Below are 25,669 nucleotides of genomic sequence, written 5' to 3' on the forward strand. Positions count from 1 at the left end.
CTGTTGATTATGACGTTTAGATTGCTTTGTTGTTTATCAACTCTTCATTTGCAAGGAGTATATATTTTTTTATGAATTTGTTTATTACTATTTTAATTATGGAAGTTTTAGCTGGGGCTGAAGTGGATTTATTTGTCCCTAGTTTTCCAGATTTACAAGATACTTTTAATCTTTCTACTTTTAAGGTGGAATTTTTATTAGGAATAAATCTCATAGCCCACTGTGTTACTTCCTTGATAGTAGGAAATTTAGGAGATAGGTTTGGCAGAAGAGTAATTATTATTATAGGTCTTATAATATTTATTGTTGGTAGTATCTTTTGTGTGTTTGGTCTTAATTATTACATGTTACTACTTGGTAGATTTCTGCAAGGAATTGGTATATCTGGGGTAGCAGTATTAGGCTATGTAGTACTGGCTGATTTATATTCGGTTAAGCAACAACAAAAAATGATGGGGACTTTAAATGGGGCAATTACTTTAGCCATGGCTTTTGCACCGGTAGTAGGAAGTTATGTAAATTTTTTGCTTAGTTGGCGAGGTAATTTTGTTATACTGTTAATATTTGGGATATTTTGTTTGATAATCGGTCTATTATTTATTCCCAAAGGGCAGATAAATTATAATGTTAGCATATCTTTAAAAGGCTATAGCGTAGTATTTAAATCTAGAAAAGCTGTCTATCATATAGTAACCATGCTTTTTATTATGCAGGGTTATTGGGTTTTTATTGCTATCGCTCCCATCTTGTACATGAGAGATTTAGGAGTGTCTATTCAGCAGTTTGGTTTTTATCAGGGAGCAATGGCTGCAGTATTCTCGGCTGTAAGTTTTAGCAGTGGTTATTTATTGAAGAATTTTGGACAAAAAAAATGTTTTTTCTTTAGTATTTTAGCACTTGTAGCTTTTATAATTGCCGCTATAGTTTTGGTGATATGCAAGACTAATGACCCATTAACCATAACAATAGTAACACAATTAGTGGCTATTGGCATGATATTCCCTTGTAATATTTTATGGCCTTTGGCGTTAGAGAGTATACCAAATGCTAAAGGCAGAATTACTGCTATATTGGTATCAGGAAGGTTGATTGTTACCGCATTATGTTTGCAGTTGGTTAGTTATTTTTATCAGGGCACTTTTAAGCCATTAGCAATTGTTATGTGCATCACTATAGTTATAGCATTGATTGGTTGTTATAAATTATTGCAAGTAGATAGAATATTTGATGAACCTAAATAAATGATAAAAGATAATTTTATTCTAAAAGTAGCAGTTCGATATTTTAGAGCTAAGAAGAACGAGCGATTTGTTTCTATTATTGCTGGTGTTTCTTTGATGGGTGTAACTATCGGTGTTGCTGCATTGATAGTGGTTATGTCCGTTATGAACGGTTTTCATTATGAACTGACTAAAAACATTATTGGTCTTAATGGTGACATTAGCATAACACCAGTATCACGTTCTATCGCAAATTATGATGAAATTAACAAAAAATTAATTAGTCAGAATTATATAAAACATATTTCTCCAAGCATTGTCGGTCAAGCTCTTGCACTAGGTAAAAGAATGAATAGTGGTGCTATAATTAAAGGTATAGATTTAACTGAACTCAAATATAAAAATCAAATTTTACAGAATGTTAATACTGGAGATTTTACCGATTTTTTTGGTACAGATGTGGTAGCAGTTGGTAATGAACTTGCTAGTAACCTAGGAGTTCAAGCGGGTACAAAAATAAAATTAATTTCTCCCAATTCAATTTCTACTGCTTTTGGTAGTATGCCTATATCTAAAGAATTCAGGGTTGTGGCTACTTTCACTAGCGGTATGTATGATTATGATTCAGCAACTATTTTAATGCCACTTATTGCTGCCCAAAATTTTCTATCTTTCAAGGAAGTTATTAATCTAATCGAAGTAATAACGATAGAACCGAGTAACGCGGGAATTTATGCTTGGGAGATACAAAATCTTTTAGGATCAAAATTACGAGTGACAAGTTGGCAGAAATCACATTTACAGTTTCTAAATGCTTTAGCTGTTGAAAGGATAGCAATGTTTACTATTCTCTCTTTGATTATTATGGTAGCAGCCTTTAACATCGTGTCTAGCTTATTTATGTTAGTTAAAGACAAGACTTCGGATATTGCAGTGCTTCGTACTATTGGTGCAAGTACTAGGCAGATTATGCTTATTTTTATTTGTAATGGCATGTTTATAGGTTTGCTCGGTACGATTTTAGGTATCATATTGGGTACAAGCTTTGCTTATAATATCCAGTCTATTAGAAATATCTTGGAGAAAGTAACCGGTACTAAAATTTTTGAAGCAGCGATTTATTTTTTATATACTCTACCGTCAGAGGTAAGATTAGAAGATGTTATATTAGTATCAACTATCTCTATAGTTTTATGTTTTTGTGCAACAATTTATCCTTCATATAAAGCTGCTAAGTTAAATCCTGTGGATGCCTTGCGTTATGAATAAAGCTGTATTAATGTTAAAAAATATTTCTAAAAAATATAAGCAGGGAAAATCTATTATTGAAGTATTAAGTAATGTTAACTTAACTGTAATGCAAGGAGAACTAGTTGCCATAATAGGCTCTTCTGGTAGTGGTAAATCAACTTTACTGCATATAGCTGGTCTACTTGATACCCCAAATAATGGAGAGGTGCAGATAGAGTCAACAAACTATTGCCAAAATCATGCTCATATAATAAGACTGCGTAATATAGGTTTTGTCTATCAACAACATCATTTACTCAAAGATTTTACTGCCTTAGAGAATGTAGCAATGCCAAAATTAATTGCTGGCGATAGTTATAAATTAACTCTTAAGAAGGCAGAAGAGCTATTAGCAGAGTTAGGACTAGCCAATAAAATACATAATATGCCGGGTGAGCTATCTGGTGGAGAGCAACAAAGAGTAGCTATCGCTCGTAGCTTAATTAATAATCCTAAAATTATTTTAGCTGATGAACCTACTGGTAATCTAGATACTAATACTGCTAATGAGGTTTTTAACTTATTACTTAAAACCGCCAAACAACAACATACCTCTATTATTGTGGTAACTCATAATCATGAAATGGCACATAAGATGCATAGAGTGTATGAATTGCAGTATGGAGAGCTGAAATAGGCGGTAAATAAATTCATGAATCAACTAGTAGATTTTTATAGGTATAAAATTACCATTGAATATTTAGGAACTGCTTTTGTTGGTTGGCAAAGGCAGTGTAATGCTATATCTATTCAACAAATACTGGAAGATGGTATATACAAATTTACTGGTGAAAAAGTAGTGGTTCATGGAGCTGGCAGGACTGATGCAGGGGTTCATGCTTTAGGGCAAGTAGCACATTTCGATTTAGTGAAATATATGCAGCCCTATAAAGTTATACAGGCTATTAACTATTTTGTAAGATCTTATCATATAGGGGTAGTTGATTGTATTCTAGTCGGCGGAGATTTTCATGCAAGATTTTCTGCTGTAGAACGTCATTATGTATATAGAATTATTAATAGACCTAGTCAAGTGATAATAGATTTAAATCGTGCTTGGTGGATAAAACAACCTCTTGATGTTGAAGCAATGAAATATGGAGCTTTCTATCTCATAGGAAATCATGATTTTAGCTCATTTAGAGGTAAATATTGCCAAGCAAAGTCACCTATAAAAACCTTATCTAAGTTAGTTATTACACAAGAAAACAACGATATAAAAATATATGTTTCTGCTCGATCTTTTTTACATCATATGGTTCGAAATATTGTTGGTAGTTTAGTATTAGTTGGACGCAATATATGGCAGGAAGGTGATATACAAAAAGCTTTGGATGCTAAAAAAAGAGAGGCAGCAGGTATAAAAGCTCCAGCATGTGGGTTGTATTTTCTTAGAGTTGACTATTAACTCATGTATGGAGCTTCTGCGTACTAAACTTGCAATCAGGCTCTTTCGGCACTATTGCCTCGACGGTCTCTAGGTTGCTAACACTTTTTATACCATTTGTCATTTTTTTTGTACCTAAAAATTTATTTTTGGTGGGTAACTTGTAATGACGGTTTTTTAACTTTCAACAGTTGTGGACATCACCCCTAATGGCGATGATTACTTGAGGTTACTATTAATTTATTATATCAAACTGAGGTTAATTTATGTTAAAAATCTTTGAACAATATAAGTCTCATCCATTTGCTAAATATTTTCTGATTTTGTTTGGCGTAATAGTCGTCTACCTAGCTTATCATATTTATATTTGGAATCATACAGAATCGACTGATAATGCGGATACTGGACTGAAAAATCAAGACAAAAAAATAATAATGTTGTTTCCCATTTTTGCATTTTTCAAGCTGCAATTTGTTCATAATTTTGTATAGAATTTAGATAGGCATTCATAGGCTTTTTGTAACCAATACTTGAATGGAATCTTCTATAATTATAGTGATTGATGTAATCATCAATACCACTCTTTAGCTCTTTAACATCTTTAAAATCATTAATAAATATACAATTATATTTTAAAGTTCGGAAAAATCTCTCCATAATTATATTATCAATACTTCTTCCTTTACTATTCATCGAAACTTTAATGTTATGCTCTTGTAAAATTTCAATGTGTTCATGACTAGTATATTGACTGCCCTGATCACTATTAAGTATCTGCGGTGCAGGATATTTGTTAAGTGCATCATGCAATACTTCAGTTACCAAACTTACATCCATACTATTTGACAATTTATAACTCAACACAGCTCTACTATGCCAATCTATAATTGCCGCCATGTACATAAATCCCGAATTAGTTCTAACATAAGTGATATCTCCGCTCCAAACCTCGTTAGCGTTAGGTACATCTACAGTTTTACTTGTACCTAGATTAGACCAATATTTATCAAGCAAATAACTATAAATTTTATGCTGTTTATCTTTTCCAGATGTTAACTTTTTCCTCTTTGGATAAATAGCCTCTATGCCAATCATGTTCATATATTTTAGAACCCGATCCTTACCAATAACCAAGCCATCTTCTAATAATTGTCTATGGATATAACGATAACCAAATTCAGGATTATCAGTATATATTTCATCTATTTTATTTAAAATATTTAAGTTATACCCACTAAATGGTTTTGCTTTATAGTACATTGAAGAACGATTAATCTTTAATAATTCATATTGCCTTGTCTTTGGTAACATTGCTAGCTTGGAATCGACAAATTCTTTTCTATTTGATAAGTCCAAGCTTTGTAGCTTTCCCACAGCCCAATCTCTCTCTACTATTGTTTTTCCAAGAGTTTTCGCTAATTCATCATTTTGTTCTTTCAGCATATTAATTTGTTCCTGATATTTACTTACCAGTTTTGCTGGTTCAAAAGCCAATGCTGCATTTGATATAAATTGTTTTTTCCAATTACTAATTGTCTTGGAGTTTATCTCATATTTTGATGCTATCACTGATAATGGACTCTCTTCTTTCAGCACTTCTAATACTATCCTAGTTTTTTCTTCAGCACTAAAAACTCTTACTTTTTCTTTTGTCATTTTTTCTCCTAATTTTTTCTTATTATTTTATCTTAATTAGGAAACTTTTAACTCTATTTTTTTGTCCATTTTCTTCAGTCCATTATATAGCTAGAAGTTTAGTAAATACCCAAATTATAGCCCCAGTTAACGGAATAATAGCAAATAGTAGCTTGCAGGTAGGTAATTTTATTAATCCAGGGAGAGTATTATTTTTTGTTGTGCAGGATGAACAAATGTATGTAAAAGCTAATTTTAAAGAGACGCAAATTGCAAAATTGCAACCAAAGCAAAAAGTTAAATTACAGTTTGATTCTTTACCAAAAAAGATCATATACGGCAGAATACGTAATATATCACCAGCTACCGGCTCAAAATTTAGTCTAATTCCGACTGATAATGCAACTGGTAATTTTACTAAGATTGTTCAACGGATTCCTGTGCTAATAGATTTTGAGACTCCTAAAGATATTACTAGTAATTTGATACCAGGAATGTCTGCTATAGTTTCGGTCAGAACTAATTAACCCAAATTCGCAGAATCATTCGAGTATACCTCAATTAATTAATTTTTTGCTCGACGACTAAACCAGCTTTGCAAATAAGTTGCTGCAATATCGCTATTCTCTATTAATAATACGTTTTCGGCATTTCTATTATCAGCTGCATTGGTAAAATTAAAGCTACCGGTAATCACCTTACTTTTATCAATGATCATAACTTTGTTGTGAGCAATACCTGGTACTTTATCTATTGAAACATCAATACCAGCCCGTTTTAATTCATGCATTTTAGAATATCTATCGTGTAAATTACTACGATCCAATAATACCCTTATTTGAACACCGTTTTGCTTAGCTTTAATTAGTTGATCCACTATATTTTGCGAAGTTAAACCAAATGCTTGAACATAAATACTATCCTTAGCCTTGGATATTTCTTTTGCTATTAATGATCCGCAGCCGGATGGCGGGGTAAAACAAACATTTAAATTATCAGTTTCGGTATGAAAACTGTGCCAAGAAGCTGTTTCTCGTACCTCATTATATCCTATCCCGATAGTAATGCCGAGTAAGAACGATATTATTATGTGTAGATTAAGCTTTTTAGGTAGTTTTTTCATTTTCTTATACTATGCCGAAACCAAGGCCTTAGCCCCCTTTAATTTTTGGAAATCATCACCAGCATGATAAGAAGAACGGGTTAATGGACTGGCGGAAACCATCAAAAACCCTTTAACCCTTGCTACTCTTTCAAAATATTTAAATTCTTCTAGGGGAACATATCTAGCAACTGCTGCATGGTTTTTGGTTGGCTGTAAATATTGTCCTATAGTTAGAAAATCAACTTTAGCTTCCCTTAAATCGTCCATTACTTGCATAATTTCATCGTTTGTTTCTCCAAGACCAACCATCATACCTGATTTAGTAAAAATCTCAGAGTCTAATTTTTTTACATTATGCAAAAGACTTAATGAATTATAGTATCTCGCTCCTGGTCTGATAGTTTTGTATAGAGAAGGCACTGTCTCTACATTATGATTATAAACGTCAGGTTTTGCTAATACCACTATTTCAGCTGCCCCATCTTTCTTAAGAAAATCTGGGGTTAGAACTTCAATTGTGGTATTAGGAGCAACTAGTCTTATTTCCTTTATACAATTGGCAAAATGCTCAGCCCCACCATCATCTAAGTCATCTCGATCAACTGAAGTAATTACCACATGTTCAAGCCCTAATTTCATTACGGCTTGTGCTAGTCTCTGTGGCTCATGAGGATCGAGTAAATCGGGACGACCAGTTTTAACATTACAAAATCTACAAGCACGAGTACAGACAGATCCCAAAATCATAACTGTAGCATGTTTTTTTGCCCAACATTCCCCTATATTAGGGCAAGCAGCTTCTTGACAAACTGTATTTAATTTTAAACTCTCAATTAGTTTTCTTGTATCATGATATTGATATGAATTTGGTGCTTTAACCTTTATCCAATCAGGTCTTTTAAGGGGTTGAGCTTCTTCTATCTTGATTATGTTTGACATATAATCCTGCTTTATTTATGACCTGCTTTTTTATGAATTTTATATTCAAATCATTTTAGTATATCATTAAACAAATTGTTTTATTGGTAGTTTAACTATATCTGTAAGGCTAGTGCTGTTATCACAGTTGTAAGATAATTTGGGTTCAATAGGAATCTTACAGATTAAAGGTATATTATATTCTTTGGCAAAATTTTCTCCACTATTACCGTTAAATATCTGAATTTTCTTTCCCGAACTTGGTTCAACTAGATAGCTCATATTTTCTATAATACCTAAAATTGGTAGGTTAAATTTTCTGTATAAATCAATCGATCTAACGACATCTATTGCAGCCATTTTTTGTGGAGTAGTTACTATTATTACTCCATCTAGTTGGTAATTTTCTAAAATACTTAAGTGAATATCACCAGTACCAGGAGGCATGTCAATAATTAAATAATCTAACTCCTGCCAATGGGTGAGAGATAATAGTTGATAAATGGTCTTGCTGGCCATTGGACCACGCCAAACAATAGCTGAATTATCCTTAATAAGAAATCCTATAGAAATAATTTCAATACCCCGCGATTTTAAAGGGGTCACTTTATTATATACTATTTCAGGTACACCACTAATACCAAATATTTGCGGAATTGACGGACCATAAATATCAGCATCCACTATTCCTACCTTGTATCCTTCAAGATTTAATTGCTCCGCTATCAATGCTGTTATAGTAGATTTACCAACTCCCCCTTTACCGGATGCCACCAATATTATCTTCTTTACTCCGTCAATGAAATGCTTAACTTTTGGATTAGTTGATTTTTTAGCTACACCTTTGCTACTAGTTAAAACTATAGTTATTTTCCCAATATTAGGTATTTCATTTAATTTATTAATAGCTTTAATTTTTATTTCATCGATTTCCTTGGAATCTTTACCAAGAATATCAATGGCAAACCCAATATTTTTATCCTTAATTATAATATTAGATATAATACTGACTAATTTTGTATTGTCACTAAAAGTGATATCTGAAATTTTATTTAGTATTTGTTGTTGGTTTATATCAATCATCGTTTTTAAGTAAAATGAAGCTCTTACCGTTAATAATCTTATTTTTCAACGCACATTAATCCATTTACCGGATCATTATTGCACGCTTTTTAACCTACCCATTTCGCCGATTTTAATAATGGACCATATAAATCTTCTTCCATACTAATGACAATGCTAAGTTTTTCTTCTTCCGATGGAGGTCTGTCAAGAAAGGTCAAACGGGGAGCATGCTTAATAATAGTGATAGGGGTTTGCTCATTGCCTTCTCCCATAACAAAAACAGCTGCTCCTGCTAATGAATCTAATATATTAATTTGTGTGACATTTAAAGATTGATTATAAATATCATGCTTACCAATATAGGAATATACGGGACTAAAACCACACCAACCAAGAGCAATTCCAGTTACACCTCGTCTCATAATAGTTGTATGACTATCGGTTATAACAATTCCCAGATCGCGAATATTATGTTTATTGCGTAAATATTGCCAAATCCAATAGGCTGTTTTCTGAACATCTTGAGGATATAATACATAAACACCATCGACATTAGATTCATCAATACCAGCAGAGGGAATTAGTAAGCCATTTTTTATAGTTAAGTAAATATTATACCTATTTTCTTCTGTCTCTAATATTTGATCTGCCTCTTGTAGAATTAATGTATATTTATCAATATCACCTTTTTTAACAAACCTTCCCTCTAATACACTAATTACTTTTGAAGTTATAGCTACAACATCACCTTCTTTTAAATCTGCAATATATTGAGTCAATATAGTTTGTAATGACTCACCATATTGGATTTTATAAGTCTTAATGGCATGAATTTGCATATAACCCTTCCATCCCATCAAGAAATTGCCAGAGTAATTTAGCCCCCTTCACAGCTCCATAATGTACTTGTTTTTGTTCTATGCTATTAAGTTCGTTAATCAGCTTAATAAGTTCATTGGTATGCCATATATCAGTTTTTGCATGGACAACGAAAAATTCTAAGGTTCTTTGATTATGAATATTATAATGTTTTTTCAGACCATCAATCTTGACTTTTGATACTGTTGGAGTTTGTCTTTCATAAGCATATAAGGCTCCAAGTCCAGTAGGATAATCTGTTTGAGTTAACTCAAAAAAACCATTAACCAATCTTTTTGTTGACTCAAATTTTGGATTCTTATCATCATCTCGAGAACCCCCTAATCCTTCAATAAAACGTAACCATAGCTCCGGATGATTATTGTCCCCTTGTTCTTCATCAACCAAATTATCTAATAAGACTTGTCTAGCCTGGATATCAACACATAAAGCGTGAATCTGACTGATATATCTAGGAAAAGCAGCAACATGATTATAATATTCTTGAGCATAAACGTTCAGTGTATTCTTGTCCAAGATACCATTATTCCAAGCTTGATAAAATGGATGTTTAAGTAAAGACCATTTTTCCAATGTATTGTCCAAATTATTTATAAATTCCATGAAACCTCCTCAGGGTTTTTTAATAGATAAATTGTATAATCACTTGATTTCTTTAGAGTATATCTTGTCCATCTTCTGAAATACCGAAGATCCAAATATACATCACCAGAATAGAATTTATGTATTTCTGTAAGGATAAAAGAAGAAATTAAATTATGTTCTAGAAATAAATGAGCTATTTGCCCCCCTCCGATCATAAAAATCTTATAGTTAGTTTTCGATTCTTTAAGATGTTCTAAACATTTTTGTAGAGAGGTAAAAACTTTAGTATCATTTAATTGTAAGTTGTTATCATTAGATAAAACAAAGGCCTGCCTGTCTATAAATAGTGTTTTCGGCATAGATTGATAAGTATTACGCCCCATAATAACTATACTATTGTGGGTAGTAGCTCTAAAATGCTTGATCTCACCTGGATAATACCATGGTAAGGCATTATTACAACCTATGACCCCATCTTTTGTTGCTGCCATGATTCCTATAATAGATATAGATTGTTTGCTTATCATGCCATTACTCGTTATTAGATGAGTGATAGGCAACCAAAGCCTTCATATGATCTTTCACATTATGTACTCGTAAAAAGTCTACTTTATCTTTAATAGCCAAGGAAACTCCAATTGTTTCTATATCTCTAGCATAAACATGGGGTTCTTCAGAAAAAGCATGAATATATGATTTTCTAGAATGACCTATCATTATCAAAGAACCTAAGGTTTTAAGCTGATCTATACTTCTTAATATTTCAATATTCTGATAAGCCGTTTTGCCAAACCCTATACCAGGATCTAGAACTATATTCTCTAAAGTAAATCCAAGCTTAGTAAGTCTTTGTATAGCACACTTGCCCCATTGAATCATATAATCAATTGGCTTAATGTTTAAAGGTATAATCTGATTTTTGCTTGGTGGAATAGTAATAGAGTGCATAAGACAAAATTTGCAACCAGCTTTTACTATAGCCCTTAATGTGTTATCATCAAATCCTCCACCAACATCATTAATCCATCTTATATGATATTTTTCTATAAGATTTACAGCAATAAAAGGATGTAGTGTATCAACACTTATATCGATCTTTTTATCAGCAATAATAGGCGCAAGCTCCCCTAACACTTCATCTAACTTAGCGTATTCAGATTCAATAGGTTGAATAGTTGCATTAGGCCTTGTTGATTGAGCACCAATTTCAATAACGCTAGCTCCATCTTCTACAAGCTTTATCACTTGTTCTATAGCTCTATTTGTTTCATAAAAATTTCTGCCATCTGAAAAAGAATCCTTAGTTATATTAACGATTCCTACCAACCGAGGATTTAAAACAGAGCTTTTTATAAAAGAGTTCTCTATACTTGGTTGGAATTTCCACGGCTCTTTACCCATTAATGCTAATAGATGTTTGAGGAAATCACGATTTTCCAGTTTAGGATGGGGAATAATAAGATCTTCTGTATTTATAATTAGATCGTTATAAAACAAAATATCTAAATCAATAATACGTGGAGCCCATAGTTCATACTTTCTAGGACGTCCTATAGTTACTTCTATATTTTGCAATGATTGCAATAATTCTGTTGGTGATAAGTTTGTTTCTCCAGCAACTATCATATTTAAAAATGGCTTATCCCAGTCAGCAGAAGCACTGCATGGTAAAATTGCCTTAGTTTCAAGGATTATAGAACATCTAATATTTGATAAACAATATTTCCTAATTAAGTTAACAGATTCCCATAAATTATCAAGGCGATTACCTAAATTTGATCCCAAGCTTATATAAATCATCACGCATCCTCATTAGACCTCTTGCGTAATTCTACTTCTGCTGGTAATTTGTGCGTCGATCCGGTACTCGAATCCTCACGTACATCTAAGTACGCTGCGGGTCGAGATTCCGTGTCTCCTACAAATTCCCTAGCAGAAGCGAATTTCGCAAGAGGTCTATTAATAAAATTAATGTAATGCGTCCAACTAATACCCCCATGAATGTTGGGTACAGGAGGAGAAACTTTACGAGTCTCAATTTTAATTGATTGGATTAGATGCTGGAATGAATTTAAGTAATCAAAAATTGCCTTATAAATAGATTCTGTCAAATGCTCAACAACATTAAAGCACTTTCCTTGACAAAAAACGGTAATTAACTCAACTATCTTAAGATAACAAACAACATCCTTTAGATTATCTGTATAAGCACCTTGAGGACACACCTTAAAACACAAGTCAATATTGAAACTAACCATTTGGGGATGAACCTTCTCTTCCTCAGTACATCCAAGATGAACCCAAATACGAAAATCTATAATAGAAAGCTTAAAAATATTTTTATTGAATATAACCTCATTTTACTGATTAAATGTATTATGATTAAATGTATTATGAAAAAATTGTTCTGTCAACAGTTTTCCGGACAGTTTAATACGAGACAATATTAACAGAAAGATTAACAGAAAGGAAGTACAAAAATGACTAATAGCAAACCAAAGGTTTATTCGACCTAATTTAAAGAATCAGCAGTCAAATTGGCAATTGGAGACTATTCAAAAGCATGGACAAAGCTAAATTTGAATTAGAAATCTACGCCCAAATCATTGGACTTATATCTTTAAAATGTACTTTAAATTGGTAAATCTTAGTATTGTCAGACATATAAAAGCAATTTATCAGTTACTATAAAAAGCTAGGCATATTTTTTAGCAAAATTTAGCGTCCATGCTTTTGAATGGTCTCTACTCCGTATCAACTACAGGTAACTGAAGTGGATTACTCGACTTTATTTTGGTTGTACATAATAATGATAAGGAGTTAATAGAGTATATTTTGTATGCTGCGGTTGTGTACTCCGTGTCTCCTTCAAATTCCTCAGAATAAATTAATTTTGGGAATTGGTATTACATCTAGACCTATTATTTTATTCTATAGTATAATTTCCTTCATCTTATTGTACAAGGCTACTGCATTGCAACATCTTCCACAATTTGTTCAAAGCAAACTTAACGATAAGAGGGTACTTATTCTATGCACGACTATTTCAGTCTAGCTCTTATCAAGTCACCCTCTTATAACTACTTCATAATATGTTTTTAAGATATAAGAACCTATAATTAGATATATCTAGCAAAAAATAATCATTTCGTTTGACTTTTCTTGTATATATCTGTATAAGTCCACTGACTTATAATGATAATAAAACAGTATGGATAAAGTGAAAGATAATAGTTATTTCTCAGAAATAAGAAGAGTGGTTTGGCCAATTGAAGGGCATGAAAATAAGAAATTCTTGCCTATGGCTGCCATGATGTTTTGCATTTTGCTTAACTATTCCACTCTTAGATCGATAAAAGATGGTTTTGTGGTAACAGCCATTGGCCCTGAAGCAATAAGTTTTGTAAAAACCTATGTAGTTTTACCAATGGCAATACTATTTATGGTTGCTTATGTAAAACTTTGTGATCTTTTAAAAGCAGAAAATATTTTTTACACTGTGACCGGTTTTTTCCTAGCATATTTTGTATTGTTTACTTTTGTATTATACCCATACCCAGAGTTGGTGCATCCTAATCCTGAAACAATTGATACATTAAGTAATGCATATCCGAATTTCAAGTGGTTTATTAGGGTAGTTGGTAAATGGAGTTTTGCCATATTTTATGCTATATCCGAACTTTGGGGAAGTATGATGCTTAGCTTATTATTTTGGCAGTTTGCTAACCAAATTACTAAGACTGAAGAGGCAAAACGCTTTTATTCTATGTTTGGTATGTTAGCGAATTTATCTTTACCAGTTACTGCATTAATACTTGGCTATTTTTTAAGCAAAGAAACTCAAATAGTTTCAGAACATTTAAAATTTATTCCGCTGCTTCTTATTATGATGGGTAGTGCTGTAGTCATCATGTTATTGTATAGATGGATGAATCGACATGTTTTAACCGATCCCACTTTATATGATCCAACAAGTAAAGCTAGTAATAAGAAAAGCAAGGTTAAGCTATCTCTTATAGAAAGCTTTAACATGATTTTTAGCTCAAAATATTTAGGGCTTATTGCTTTACTAATTCTATGCTATGGGGTATCAGTGAATCTTGTAGAAGGTGTATGGAAGTCAAAAATTCAGCAGCTATATCCAACTAAAGAAGAGTATACCATGTATATGGGGCAATTTCAGGCTTGGCAAGGTGTGACAGCTATATTCTTCATGATTGTTGGTTCTAACATTTTAAGAAGGGTTTCTTGGTTTACTGCCGCTATGATTACTCCTTTGATGATGTTAATTACCGGGATTGCTTTTTTTGCTTTTATTTTCTTTGATAGCACTATCGCAATGTATGTTACTGGTCTATTCGCTTCTGGACCTTTGACAGTGGCAGTAATGATTGGAATGGTTCAAAATATTTTAAGCAAGGCAACAAAATACTCACTATTTGATGCTACCAAGAATATGGCATATATCCCTCTTGATAAGTATCTTAGAACAAAAGGTCAAGCAGCAGTAGAGGTTATAGGTGGCAGGTTCGGTAAGTCTGGTGGGGGTATCATCCAGTCAACGTTCTTTATTTTGCTTCCTACTTTTACTTTTGTTGAGGCTACGCCTTATTTTGCTAGTATATTTTTTGTTATCGTAATATTGTGGCTATATGCAATTAAAGGACTTAATAAGGAATATCAAGCTCAGATATCTGATGTCAAATCCGAAAGTTAGTTGTAACGAAATTAGATTTATGGGACTACAACGCGAATTTGGGATAAGAATTTGTCAATTCTTATCCCAAATGGGGGTACAATAGGTCTGTTCATGCGGCTAGATAGCTCAGTTGGTAGAGCAAAGGACTGAAAATCCTTGTGTCGCCGGTTCGATCCCGGCTCTAGCCACCATCTCTATGATAAATCTCTTATACTATACTTCTAGATTGTATAATAACTATTATACAATCTAGAACAATATTCTGAAATACAAATTATTGTAAGAAAACTTGAGTATTTTCTAACTGGCGTTTATACTGTTGCCATTATTTTATAAAATTAAATAACCATGATAAACTCACGTTTTTATAAAAAATCTGCTCCTTATAAATTATCAGAAATTGTAAAATTAATAGGTGCTGAGATAGTATACTCAAATGATTTGTTAATCCATAATGTTAAGTCATTAGAAGAGGCTGATGTTGGTGATATAAGTTTTTTAATTCATAACAAATATATTATTCAATTCCAAAACACTAAAGCTTCATGCTGCATAGTCCCAGAGGATTTTTCGCACGAATCTAATAATGGAATAATTTTATTAAAAACAAAAAATCCATATTTTGCTTATGCAAAATTAGTAGATTTATTTTATAGTAAAGCAAAAACTTATCCTAACAAAATTATGCCTTCTAGCTATATTGCAGATTCTGCTATTATAGGAAAGAATTGTTATATAGGACATAATGTAGTTATTGAAGAACATGTGATAATAGGTGATGATTGTGTTATAGAATCTGGGACGAGTATAGATTTTGGAGTAGTAATAGGTAATAGAGCCTTAATATACTCAAATGTTTCAGTAAGTTACAGTATAATAGGTGATGATGTAGTAATATTAGCGGGAGCGAGAATTGGACAAGATGGATTCGGTTTTGCAACAGATAAGGTAATTCATAAGAAAATTTTGCACACTGGTATGGTAAAAATAGGTAATAATGTTGAAATAGGTAGTAATACTACTATTGATAGAGGATCGATAAATGATACAATAATAGAAGATTTTTGTAGAATAGATAACTTAGTGCAGATAGGACATAATGCTATAATAGGACGGGGGTCAGTTATTGTTGCCCAAGTAGGTATAGCAGGTAGTACTAAGGTAGGAGCATATTGTGCTTTAGGGGGGCAGTCAGGCATATCCGGACATATAGTATTAGGCGATAAAGTCCAAGTAGCAGCCAAATCTGGCGTGATAAAAGATGTTGCACTAGGATCTACAGTTGGTGGATATCCTGCAGTACCAATTAGGGATTGGCATAAACAATCAGTAATTATGAAGCAACTTGTAAACAAAAAAATGAGTTTAGATAACTAAAAAATCTATGTTTGAAGAATTTAAGATAATAGCATGTCGTCCTTTAAATGATTACAAGCTCGATTTAAGATTTGCTGACCTAAAAATGAAATAGCTTACAGATAAGAAAGAGGAATGTATATAATGACAATTAATATTATAGAAATAATGGAAATGCTACCTCATCGTTATCCATTTTTATTAATAGATAAGGTACTAGAATTTAAGCTTCATGAGTCTATTGTTGGTATCAAGAATGTCACTTTTAACGAGCCGCAATTTACTGGTCATTTTCCCACAAAACCAGTAATGCCTGGTGTGCTAATTATTGAGGCTATGGCTCAATTATCTGCTATTTTAGTAGCCAAATCAATGGATTTCAAAGATAAAGATGTTTTCTTTATGACTATTGAAGAGGCAAAATTTCGTAAAGTTGTTGAGCCAGGTGATACATTACATATTTATGCTAAAATAGAACAAAATAGAGGCTCTGTTTGGAAATTTTCAAGTAACAGCAAAGTTAATGATCAGATAGTTGCAGAGAGCAAATTTACTGCAATGGTTAAAAATAGGAATTAACAATGACCTTATCAGCTATACACGTAACTGCCATAGTAGATCCAAAGGCTTCGATTGGTGCAAATGTCAGAATCGGTCCTTTTTGTACTGTTGGGTCGGATGTGGTTTTGGCAGATAATATTGAGTTAAAATCACACGTAGTTATAGAGGGAAAAACAAAAATTGGTGCTAATACAGTTATATATCCATTTGCTTCTATTGGTCAGCCCCCTCAAATACTTAAGTATGAGGGAGAAGAGTCAGAGGTTATCATAGGTAATAATAATACTATTAGAGAATATGTCACTATTCAAGCCGGTAGTAAAGGTGGTGGTATGGTTACCTCTGTAGGTAATAATTGTTTATTGATGGTTGGAGTGCATATAGCACATGATTGTATTGTGGGTAATAATGTAATTCTTGCTAACTATGTTAGCCTAGCTGGTCACGTTAAAGTTGATGATTATGCCATTATAGGAGGACTTTCTGCTGTTCTGCAATTCGTACGTATAGGACAACATTCGATGGTGGGTGGTATGTCTGCAGTGAGCAAAGATGTGATTCCATTTGGGCTAGCTACAAATGAAAGGGCATTTCTTGAAGGAATAAACTTAGTTGGGATGAAAAGACGTGGCTTTGATAATCAGGAAACGCTTGATACTATAAAAGCCGTAGATGAGATTTTTATTGGCGAAGGTATTTTTACTGATAGAATTGAGATAGTTTTAAAGCAATATAAAGGTAATCCTATTGTAGAACAAATTATCACTTTTATAAAACAGGATATTAGTAGAGCATTTTGCCAGCCAAGACAAGTTGAACATGATAAGGTAAGTAAGTAAAATGTTACAAATATACCCTTTAAAGCAAAAGAGTATAGTTGGAATTATAGCAGGAAATGGCTTATTGCCAATTTCACTCGCCAATAGTTTCATTAAGCAAGGCGGGCAATGTTATATCGCAGCTTTGGAGGGAGAAGCAAATCCGTTATTGTATCAGGATTTTACCCACCAATTTTTTAAAATCGGTATGGTTAAGCCAATAATTGAATATTTTCGTAAGTATGATGTAAAAAATATAATTCTTGCTGGTAGTGTAAATCGTCCTAATTTGCGATCAATTAAAGTAGATTTAATGGGATCAAGGTTACTTGCACGCATATTGAAACAAAAATTTTTAGGAGATGATAAACTTCTTGGTATAGTAACAGATTTCCTAGAAGAAAAAGGGTTTAAAGTAGTTTCTAGTTATGAAATATTAAGAACAAATAATGATGTTATGACCATAGCTGTTCCATCTAGAATAGATAATACAGATATCGAACTGGGGATAAAGCTATTAGATAGTATCGGATATCTTGATGTAGGACAGTCAGTAATTGTTGATAATGGGTATATTATAGGTATTGAAGCGGCTGAGGGTACAGATAATTTAATAGAAAGATGTTCATATTTACGTAAAAATTCTACAGGTGGTGTACTTATTAAAATGATGAAGAAAGGTCAAGATACTAGAATTGATATACCTACAATAGGAGAAAAGACAATAAGTAATTTAGCTAATTATGGTTATAAAGGGTTAGCCATACAAAAAGATAAAGTGATTATTCTAGAGATAGAAAGAACTATTGAACTCGCTAATGAATGCGGACTTTTTATTAAACTTATTTAGTGTATCTAAAGAATTAGGGTAATAAATTTTATCTTACAACCCCTACTATAAAATTGTAGTAACTGATTTTCTTGACAAAACAGTACAAAAAATTCAGAATAAAATTCTTTCGCGTATAAATGATAATTTCTAGGCTAGAATACCAAATTTTATTGATCTTTGAAACATCTTCTTCAAATTATTTGAGTAATATTACTTAGTGCTATGAGAAATTCATGCTAAAATAAAAAAAAATTTTTCCAAGAAACATGAGACCTATTACAAAATTCACTTATGTGTAAGGATTTGAAGAGTCTGTAGAAAAATATATTACTTTATGACAGCCAATGTACTAGTAGTTGATGATATAGAATCAAATGTTAAATTACTGGAAGCTAAACTTTTAGGAGAATATTACACAGTCTTTACTGCCAATAACGGCAAAGATGCATTGGATGTTCTTGCCCTTAATAGAATCGATATTGTATTACTTGACGCCATGATGCCTAATATAGATGGATTTGAAATCTGTAAACGAATTAAGTCTAATCCTTACACTATTCATATACCAGTGATTATGGTTACGGCTCTTTCTGATACTGAGGATCGCATAAAAGGTCTTGAAGCTGGAGCTGATGAATTCTTAACAAAACCTATTGATGACACTGCTCTTTTTGCAAGGGTACGATCTCTTGCTAGAATGAAGGCAGTTATTGATGAACTCAAGCTTAGAAACACTACTAATGCTGAATTAGGTGGTGACGTTATAGAGGTAAAAGATAATTTTTCAGATAGTAAAATACTTTTAGTTAACGATGATATAGTGCAGGCAAGAAACATAAATAAAATGCTTCTAAGCCTTACCCCCAATATCAAAATAATATCTGATATTAATGAATTAGAGAAAAATAGCGAATATACCCCGGATTTAGTAATTATCAGCTGCCAATTAGAGCAAGGAGATCCTTTAAGAATAAGCGTGATGCTACGGTCTGATGCTAAATTCCATGATACGGTACTCATATTACAAGCTGAAGAAGAAAATACATCGATAGTTATCAAAGGTTTAGAGCTGGGTATTAATGATTATTTTACATACCCAGTAGACAAAAACGAGCTATTAGCTAGAATCAGAACTCAATTGAAAAGAAAACATTACCAAGATACTTTACGCAATGATTTAGAGTTAAGCGTAAATTTGTCGATCAAAGATGGTTTGACAGGCATATTTAATCGTCATTATTTTGATACACACATAAAGCAAATGGTAAAAAAATCTACTGATAGTAAAAGACCTTTATGCTTACTTATGTGTGATATTGATCATTTTAAGCAAGTTAATGACACTTATGGTCATCAAGCAGGAGACATAGTGCTAAAAACCATTGCTAATGTTCTGAAGAGTATTTTTAGGGTTACAGACTTGGTTGCTAGATATGGCGGAGAGGAATTTGCTATCCTTTTAAATGACATAACGATTGACGAAGCTATGTATATAGCGCAGCGGGCAAGAACAAGAGTGGAGTCTATCGATTTTAAAGTTAAAACGCAAAAAGACCCTATTAAGAAAACTATCTCCATAGGAGTAACTGAATACAAAATTGGGGAATCTATTAGTGATTTTATAGAACATACCGATAAAGCTCTGTATCAAGCAAAGGAGGACGGAAGAAATAAAGTGATAAGAATAATTTAGATACACAAATGAAGACTAATCAGGTATACTATACTTATTAGACCTCTTTTGAAACTCGCTTATGCTGAGGGATTTGAAGGAGACGCTTCACCTCGAACCACAGCGTACTCTAATTCCGTTACGGATTCGAGTACCGCATCGACGTGCAAATCACCAGCAGAAGTAGAGTTTCGAAAAGGGTCTATTATAAAATTAGCTTATGAGAGGGTAGTTCTTAAAGAAGTCTACCTTTCATATAAAAACCTAAAATCATGAAAAATGAAACTATTTGTAAATGTTATCGTGAATTGCCATATAGGCCAAGTGTAGGCATGATGATAATAGATAGTGCTAATAGAGTATTTGTTGGTAAAAGAATAGATACCAAAATAGCAGCTTGGCAAATGCCTCAAGGTGGTATAGATCTAGGAGAAACACCTAGTGTTGCTGCCCTTAGAGAAATGTTCGAAGAGATAGGTTGTAATAAAGGTTATATTATTGCAGAAAGCAAATATTGGTATAGTTATGATGTACCTAAAATTTTAATACCTAAATTATGGGGTGGTAATTTCCGAGGTCAAAAACAAAAATGGTTTCTAATTAGGTTTACCGGTACTAACGAAGATATTAATATTAATACTCATAACCCAGAGTTTGAGGAATGGCGTTGGGCTAAGTTTGATGAGTTATTATCAATTATAATTCCCTTTAAACGCAAGCTTTATAAAGCTGTAGTTAAGGAATTCGCCCCTATCGTTCATGATATAGTCAATTGATGAGAATTTGGTGATATGTCGTCTTCGATCGCTCGCCTATTATCTATAGGCTTCGCTCTATCGTTCCTGCTATCCAATTCTCCTGAATTGACTATAGTCGTTCTTTTTAGTCGTTCTTTGAAATGTGCTGAACTCTTTTACTCATAGTAAAATTACCAAATTTTAGATTGTCGATTGATGATTGTTCTAGAGCATGAACTAATAACATACCATTTGATATGTTAAGTGTTACAGTTCCTGGTGTAAGAGTAATAGAATTACCATATATTACAAGACTTGTATCGTTTTTTTGTTCTGAATTAATCCACTCAAAGACTGGCTGTAGATTAAGATTTCTACGCCATATAATCTTCATTACTCCTAAGCTAGATACAACTATTTCTTTAATTAACCAAATAAAATATAATATAGAACGATAATTTAAATATATCCTATCAGGGATCAAATTGAGTTTTATTGCCACAAGATAAGATATACTGGGGATAATCAAGAAAACCAACAATGCAAAAATATCATTAGGTACTCCTGTTAGACCAAACAACACCAATAACAAAGTAATTAAAGTAAAGATTTTAGTGTGCATCATACTTTCCTCCACCTTTAACAGTTGATGTAAACGGTAGAAAGATCATTACCACAAAAAATAATGCACTTATAATACCAAAAATGCTATTTATCGCAATTACAAATGCTTCCTTATTTATATTACTGGCTAACCAAAAATACGAAGCCTTTTCTGGATCAACCACTTTACTATCCAATAATTGTCCTAGAAATTGTAATTTCATTAGAATAGAGGGTGAAGTGGAAGAAATATTCTCATTTAAATATTGGCTAAAAATCTTAGTTTTATCTGTAATAAGGGTGCTAATAATCGCAAGACCAACAGCTCCTCCAAGATTACGAGTAAGATTATACAACCCACTAGCATTCCCCACCTTGTCTTTACTCATACTGCCTAAAGCAATATTATTAGTAGGTAAAAAGCAAAACATCATCGCCAGTCCCCTAATAAATTGTGGTAAAAAAATTCGGCAAATTTAGCATCTGCTGTTAAAAAACTATTTAGGTAGCAACCTAAACTAAACGTAGCTAGACCGATAGCCAAAATAATTCTTAAATCTAATCCAGAACTAAGCATTTTTCCTGCAAGTGGAGCTGACAGAAATTGTGCTATACCAGTAACCATCATGGTGAAACCAATTTGTACAGTATTAAAACCAGCTATTGTAAATAAAAATAAAGGTAATAAATAGACTGCACCATACAATCCTATACCTATGACAAAAGAGTAGATACAACCAAAGGTAAAATTTTTGTTAGCAAAAGTTGTTAAATCTAAGATTGGATTAATAAATGTCAGTTCTCTAATAACTAGCATAATAAATCCAACAATAATTAGTATGATAAGGAATAATATCAAATTATCTTCTATCCAACCTTTCTTATTTCCTTCTTCTAAAACATATTGCAAAGAAGCAAGAGTAACAGTCAATAAAATAATGCCAAGATAAGTTTTCAGTAATGTAACCACCAAGTGTTGGGGCTATTGTTACGACTAATCCTACTATCACAGTAACTACGGGGCGTTTTGAGGTAGGAAAAATTATAAATATTGTAACTAAAAACAGTTGGTATCATTGCTCCACCAAAAAATCCTTGTAAAGCTCTAAAAATAATCATTGTTTCTATATTGCTGGCTAGAGAACATAGAATACTCATAACGGTAAAACCAAGAGCAGCAATAAAATAAGAAATTCTAGTGGAGAGAAGCTTGGCTGTAAAACCGGTTATTAGTATTATAATCACTTCTGCTATAAGATATGATGTTTGAACCCAAGATAATTCATCACTAGAAGCAGAAAGACCGGCTGCAATGACTGATAAAGAACTGGCAACAATTTGAATATCCAACACTGCCATAAACATTCCTACTATGATTGCAAAGAATGCAAGTAACTGCTTATTTGATAGTGGGGGATGGTCAAGATCTTGTTGCATAGAAAATGAAACCTAATTATAGCATATCACTTATATCACAAAAGTAACAATCTTACAAGCAAATATCCTCAAAAAATATATATTTGATAAAATTATTTAGTAGTATCTAATAGAATAAACTATAATAACTTATGTATTTAAATAGCGGGTTAGTTACATATGTCCAAGAAAAAATCTAATGATTTGAGTAAGAAAATACAAAATATTAATGAAAAATTTGAGAAAACACTTGGCGAGTTAGATAAGACATTGTTGGAATCCGAGATGGTGACAGGTATGATTAATGACTCATTAGATAGAATGGGTGGTTCTGTTTCTTCTTCGGAAGCAGATAAGTTGATGGAAGAAATACAATCTGAAGTTAATTTAGATAATAAATATGCTGAATTAGGTAAACGAAAAGATCGAGAAATAGAAGCTAGACTTAATAAATTAAAAAAATATCCAACTCCAACTGTGGAAGGTCCAATTCCAACTGTAGACGATTTGCGAGAAACACTGAAAAAATTAAAAGAAGATGAGAAAAAAATACTTCAGTCAACAAAACCAATAGGTAAAGCCCCACGCCCAAGGAATAATAATTTAGCAGCTAATTCTCGTAGGGTACAGGAGCAGAAACCATCTAAGCCACCGGAAATTAACAATAATAATAGACGATACGATGTTCCAAGGGAAAACGCTATTTTGGATGATATAAAGCCGGAAAAAAGCTGGTTTGCAAAGATTATAGATAAGGTTGTTGATATTGTTAAAGAACTCTTGAACAATTCACAAAATCAAGATACTCCATCTCCTAAACAACAAAATATACAGGAGTTTAGGCAGAGAAGACAAGAAATATTAGCACCAGTAATACAGGCACAAAAGGAAGCAAAATTATTAAAAGAAGAACAAAAAGTGAGTAGAGAAGTATTCAAGGCAAAAAGACTAAGGCATAATTTAGCAAAGCATGATAATAATAAACCTTTGCGTTCTAGTACTTCATCTATTACTTCACCACCTAGTACTCCTCCAGTAAAACCACCAGTAAATAAGAACGATAGGGGTGGTAGGTAACTTACTATTACCCACATCTTTTAAAAGCCATAAACTTTGAAGCTATTGACGTCATCCTGAATTTATTTCAGGATGACGTCCCATGAGTTCAAAGATGTGGGTAATAGTAATGGTATACTCAAATCAGAAGAGTATGGGTAAGTCACACAGAATGTTGATTATGGTTACCTATAGAATTACTTCTCTGCAGTTTTTTCCGATGAAGAAAGCGTTCTTCTTCTTGTAATAAATTTGGTACAGATTTACTTTTTCGTAACTGTGCTATAACCTCAGGTGTTACGATCTCTTTAGCAGATTTTTTAGCAGCCTCCATAGCTTTCGTTAATGGGCTATAATCCCTTATTACCTTAGGTTGTTTATAAAAAGGATTATGTGTCCTACCTAGATCTTTTAAAAGGCTTAGTGTACCTTTTGCAGCTGCTGTCAGCATATTATTACTTTTGTTCTTTTCTTTAGTTTCAGGTTCAGTTGCTTTTTCATTAGGTTTTTCTTCAAACTTATTGACTGTTGTATGAAGTGTAGCTCGTTTTTGCTCATCGGTTAACTTGTTATAATTTTTGTCAAACATCAGTTCAGTTAAAGCTTGTTGATATATATCAAATTTATTTTGTTTTTGCTCATCGGTTAACTTAAAATAATCTTTATCTTGTATTAATTCAGCCAAAGCTGCAGTTTGGATATGTTGTTTTTGGGTGATCTCACGTAGTTCTCGTAAATTCCTATAATAGGCAACATCATCCTTACGGAGTTCATCATTAATATTGATTTTAAATGCTGTAGTAAGGTTAGCTGAGTCCTTTTCAGTTACACCTGAGCCAATTATAGAAATAGCTGAAAGTGTACCACTTTTTAGTGCTGTAAGAATCTTAACAGGATTCCCACTAGTAGCAGCAGTTATGTTAGACGCTAAATTAGCGGCATTTTGAAGATTATCAACTATAAATTTGCTTGCACTAAATGCCATTTCTACTTTAGGATCTACATAATAGTAATGTTTATCTTTGCCATTTGGAACATGGTTATTTGGGACATGTAATTTCTTTTCCAATGCCTTGGCTAATTTGGGATCGAGTAGTAGTAAGTATTGTTGCTTGTCTATGTCTCCTCGATTTTGCATCAATAGGTCATTTTCTTGTGCAAGTTTACGGAGTCTTCTTGTTTTAATAACATCAACTACTATTTCGCTAGTTACTCCAACTAATGCTATTGTAGCTGCGACCAAGGCTACTGGAGGGGAAACCCCGGCTAGTGTTACTATTGCAAGTGCAATTGTAACAGTACGACCTATAGCACTACCAAATAGCACCTTAGCCAATTTTGTATCTAACAGCCACTCTATACTCTTGAAAGGTCTCGTACTCCTTGTCCAATCCCAAGCAGCTTTAATTTTATTTAAAAATCTCTTAAATTTTGATTCTGTCTTTGGTTCTGTACTTTCCTGTTCTAAAGATTTTGCAAATTCATCTGAAATTTTAACTTCATTTGTTTTAACCGATTTTAATCTTTCACTTTTCTCTTGCTCAATTATATGTAAATCATCTTTACTTTTTACAGATTTTTGAGAGGGAGTACGTTTTAACTTATTTTCACGTTCAAGCTCCATATCATCAAAGCTTTTAGAAAGCTCTGCTTTTCTTTGCTTGGGTTGCACTGTTTGATTGTCCAACGTATTAGCTATTTCTATCTCTTTAGGCACAGTTGTAGTACTATCTATCTCAGAACTTTCAAGGTTTTCAAACGGCGTAGATTCTTTTTTGTCATCTGTCATAATATATAACCTATTGGTATTAGACTCTTATCATATTTAATCTTAA

The 25,669-nt window shown here is 32.7% G+C and carries 25 protein-coding genes, 1 tRNA gene and 2 pseudogenes; 16 read left to right on the top strand and 12 right to left on the bottom strand.

What is annotated here, in order from left to right:
* Window positions 1-71 precede the first annotated feature (71 nt).
* The 5 genes from AAHM86_RS02545 (at window position 72) to AAHM86_RS02565 (ending at window position 4,388) form a co-directional block, all read left to right on the top strand.
* Entirely contained in the window at window positions 72-1,241 is a 1,170-nt protein-coding gene (locus AAHM86_RS02545) for an MFS transporter (protein ID WP_342268187.1), read from the top strand.
* Window positions 1,242-2,489 carry a lipoprotein-releasing ABC transporter permease subunit gene (locus AAHM86_RS02550; protein ID WP_342268188.1) on the top strand — a complete coding sequence of 416 codons (1,248 nt, stop codon included), beginning with the start codon at window positions 1,242-1,244 and terminating at the stop codon, window positions 2,487-2,489.
* Window positions 2,482-3,147 (top strand): ABC transporter ATP-binding protein, encoded by a 666-nt coding sequence (locus AAHM86_RS02555; RefSeq protein ID WP_342268189.1) that lies wholly within the window; start codon window positions 2,482-2,484, stop codon window positions 3,145-3,147. Before AAHM86_RS02550 ends, AAHM86_RS02555 begins: the two co-directional genes overlap by 8 nt.
* Window positions 3,148-3,162: 15 nt before the next feature.
* Entirely contained in the window at window positions 3,163-3,918 is a 756-nt protein-coding gene (truA, locus tag AAHM86_RS02560; RefSeq protein WP_342268190.1) for a tRNA pseudouridine(38-40) synthase TruA, read from the top strand.
* A gap of 245 nt (window positions 3,919-4,163) precedes the next feature.
* The gene (locus tag AAHM86_RS02565; protein ID WP_342268191.1) at window positions 4,164-4,388 is read left to right on the top strand and encodes a hypothetical protein; all 225 of its coding nucleotides are present in this window, start codon (window positions 4,164-4,166) and stop codon (window positions 4,386-4,388) included.
* Here the strand turns inward: AAHM86_RS02565 and AAHM86_RS02570 are convergent.
* Entirely contained in the window at window positions 4,357-5,553 is a 1,197-nt protein-coding gene (locus AAHM86_RS02570) for an IS3 family transposase (protein WP_342268192.1), read from the bottom strand. The genes AAHM86_RS02565 and AAHM86_RS02570 overlap by 32 nt on opposite strands.
* Window positions 5,554-5,645: 92 nt before the next feature.
* Here AAHM86_RS02570 and AAHM86_RS02575 point away from each other — a divergent pair.
* Window positions 5,646-6,059 (top strand): annotated as a pseudogene (locus AAHM86_RS02575) (HlyD family efflux transporter periplasmic adaptor subunit); the annotation flags it as partial.
* A gap of 38 nt (window positions 6,060-6,097) precedes the next feature.
* On the opposite strand, the gene AAHM86_RS02580 reads toward AAHM86_RS02575, so the two are convergent.
* The 8 genes from AAHM86_RS02580 to AAHM86_RS02615 form a co-directional block, all read right to left on the bottom strand.
* A complete protein-coding gene (locus AAHM86_RS02580) occupies window positions 6,098-6,655 on the bottom strand; it encodes a phospholipase D family protein (RefSeq protein WP_341748306.1) in 558 nt (185 codons plus the stop codon).
* A gap of 9 nt (window positions 6,656-6,664) precedes the next feature.
* Window positions 6,665-7,576, bottom strand: a complete 912-nt coding sequence (gene lipA / locus AAHM86_RS02585; protein ID WP_342268193.1) for a lipoyl synthase — start codon at window positions 7,574-7,576, stop codon at window positions 6,665-6,667.
* A gap of 66 nt (window positions 7,577-7,642) precedes the next feature.
* Window positions 7,643-8,638 (bottom strand): Mrp/NBP35 family ATP-binding protein, encoded by a 996-nt coding sequence (locus tag AAHM86_RS02590; protein ID WP_341748308.1) that lies wholly within the window; start codon window positions 8,636-8,638, stop codon window positions 7,643-7,645.
* A gap of 89 nt (window positions 8,639-8,727) precedes the next feature.
* The gene (locus AAHM86_RS02595; protein WP_342268194.1) at window positions 8,728-9,459 is read right to left on the bottom strand and encodes a coenzyme F420-0:L-glutamate ligase; all 732 of its coding nucleotides are present in this window, start codon (window positions 9,457-9,459) and stop codon (window positions 8,728-8,730) included.
* Window positions 9,440-10,102 carry a CADD family putative folate metabolism protein gene (locus tag AAHM86_RS02600; RefSeq protein ID WP_342268195.1) on the bottom strand — a complete coding sequence of 221 codons (663 nt, stop codon included), beginning with the start codon at window positions 10,100-10,102 and terminating at the stop codon, window positions 9,440-9,442. Before AAHM86_RS02600 ends, AAHM86_RS02595 begins: the two co-directional genes overlap by 20 nt.
* Entirely contained in the window at window positions 10,090-10,611 is a 522-nt protein-coding gene (locus AAHM86_RS02605; protein ID WP_342268196.1) for a dihydrofolate reductase, read from the bottom strand. Before AAHM86_RS02605 ends, AAHM86_RS02600 begins: the two co-directional genes overlap by 13 nt.
* Window positions 10,612-10,615: 4 nt before the next feature.
* Window positions 10,616-11,884 carry a dihydropteroate synthase gene (gene folP, locus AAHM86_RS02610; protein ID WP_342268197.1) on the bottom strand — a complete coding sequence of 423 codons (1,269 nt, stop codon included), beginning with the start codon at window positions 11,882-11,884 and terminating at the stop codon, window positions 10,616-10,618.
* A complete protein-coding gene (locus AAHM86_RS02615) occupies window positions 11,884-12,435 on the bottom strand; it encodes a dihydroneopterin aldolase (protein WP_342268361.1) in 552 nt (183 codons plus the stop codon). Before AAHM86_RS02615 ends, folP begins: the two co-directional genes overlap by 1 nt.
* Window positions 12,436-13,295: 860 nt before the next feature.
* On the opposite strand from AAHM86_RS02615, the gene AAHM86_RS02620 reads away from it, so the two are divergent.
* The 9 genes from AAHM86_RS02620 to AAHM86_RS02660 all read left to right on the top strand — a co-directional run bounded on the left by AAHM86_RS02620 (window position 13,296) and on the right by AAHM86_RS02660 (window position 20,798).
* Window positions 13,296-14,801 (top strand): NTP/NDP exchange transporter, encoded by a 1,506-nt coding sequence (locus AAHM86_RS02620; RefSeq protein ID WP_342268198.1) that lies wholly within the window; start codon window positions 13,296-13,298, stop codon window positions 14,799-14,801.
* Window positions 14,802-14,898: 97 nt separating this feature from the next.
* Window positions 14,899-14,974: transfer RNA gene (locus AAHM86_RS02625), tRNA-Phe, on the top strand.
* Window positions 14,975-15,131: 157 nt separating this feature from the next.
* On the top strand, window positions 15,132-16,160 hold the full coding sequence (lpxD, locus tag AAHM86_RS02630; RefSeq protein WP_342268199.1) for a UDP-3-O-(3-hydroxymyristoyl)glucosamine N-acyltransferase: 1,029 nt from the start codon (window positions 15,132-15,134) through the stop codon (window positions 16,158-16,160).
* 123 nt (window positions 16,161-16,283) lie between these two features.
* On the top strand, window positions 16,284-16,718 hold the full coding sequence (fabZ, locus tag AAHM86_RS02635; RefSeq protein ID WP_341755216.1) for a 3-hydroxyacyl-ACP dehydratase FabZ: 435 nt from the start codon (window positions 16,284-16,286) through the stop codon (window positions 16,716-16,718).
* A 2-nt stretch (window positions 16,719-16,720) separates the two neighbouring features.
* Window positions 16,721-17,539: an acyl-ACP--UDP-N-acetylglucosamine O-acyltransferase gene (gene lpxA / locus AAHM86_RS02640; RefSeq protein WP_341751114.1), complete on the top strand. Its 819-nt coding sequence runs from the start codon at window positions 16,721-16,723 to the stop codon at window positions 17,537-17,539.
* 1 nt (window position 17,540) lies between these two features.
* Window positions 17,541-18,368 (top strand): LpxI family protein, encoded by an 828-nt coding sequence (locus AAHM86_RS02645; RefSeq protein ID WP_342268200.1) that lies wholly within the window; start codon window positions 17,541-17,543, stop codon window positions 18,366-18,368.
* A 316-nt stretch (window positions 18,369-18,684) separates the two neighbouring features.
* On the top strand, window positions 18,685-20,043 hold the full coding sequence (locus tag AAHM86_RS02650) for a PleD family two-component system response regulator (protein WP_342268201.1): 1,359 nt from the start codon (window positions 18,685-18,687) through the stop codon (window positions 20,041-20,043).
* A 48-nt stretch (window positions 20,044-20,091) separates the two neighbouring features.
* Window positions 20,092-20,298 carry a palindromic element RPE1 domain-containing protein gene (locus AAHM86_RS02655; protein ID WP_342268202.1) on the top strand — a complete coding sequence of 69 codons (207 nt, stop codon included), beginning with the start codon at window positions 20,092-20,094 and terminating at the stop codon, window positions 20,296-20,298.
* Window positions 20,295-20,798: an RNA pyrophosphohydrolase gene (locus AAHM86_RS02660; RefSeq protein ID WP_342260079.1), complete on the top strand. Its 504-nt coding sequence runs from the start codon at window positions 20,295-20,297 to the stop codon at window positions 20,796-20,798. Before AAHM86_RS02655 ends, AAHM86_RS02660 begins: the two co-directional genes overlap by 4 nt.
* Window positions 20,799-20,904: 106 nt before the next feature.
* On the opposite strand, the gene AAHM86_RS02665 is transcribed toward AAHM86_RS02660, so the two are convergent.
* Both AAHM86_RS02665 and AAHM86_RS02670 read right to left on the bottom strand, forming a co-directional pair.
* Window positions 20,905-21,384, bottom strand: a complete 480-nt coding sequence (locus AAHM86_RS02665; RefSeq protein ID WP_342268203.1) for a Na+/H+ antiporter subunit E — start codon at window positions 21,382-21,384, stop codon at window positions 20,905-20,907.
* Window positions 21,371-22,799: pseudogene (locus AAHM86_RS02670) on the bottom strand (DHA2 family efflux MFS transporter permease subunit). Before AAHM86_RS02670 ends, AAHM86_RS02665 begins: the two are co-directional and overlap by 14 nt.
* A gap of 159 nt (window positions 22,800-22,958) precedes the next feature.
* Between AAHM86_RS02670 and AAHM86_RS02675 the strand changes: the two are divergent.
* Entirely contained in the window at window positions 22,959-23,855 is an 897-nt protein-coding gene (locus AAHM86_RS02675) for a hypothetical protein (protein ID WP_342268204.1), read from the top strand.
* 142 nt (window positions 23,856-23,997) lie between these two features.
* Here the strand turns inward: AAHM86_RS02675 and AAHM86_RS02680 are convergent, their stop codons facing one another.
* Entirely contained in the window at window positions 23,998-25,623 is a 1,626-nt protein-coding gene (locus AAHM86_RS02680; protein ID WP_342268205.1) for a hypothetical protein, read from the bottom strand.
* Window positions 25,624-25,669 lie beyond the last annotated feature (46 nt).

It is taken from the genome of Candidatus Tisiphia endosymbiont of Empis tessellata, assembly GCF_964031035.1.
Taxonomy (GTDB): domain Bacteria; phylum Pseudomonadota; class Alphaproteobacteria; order Rickettsiales; family Rickettsiaceae; genus Tisiphia.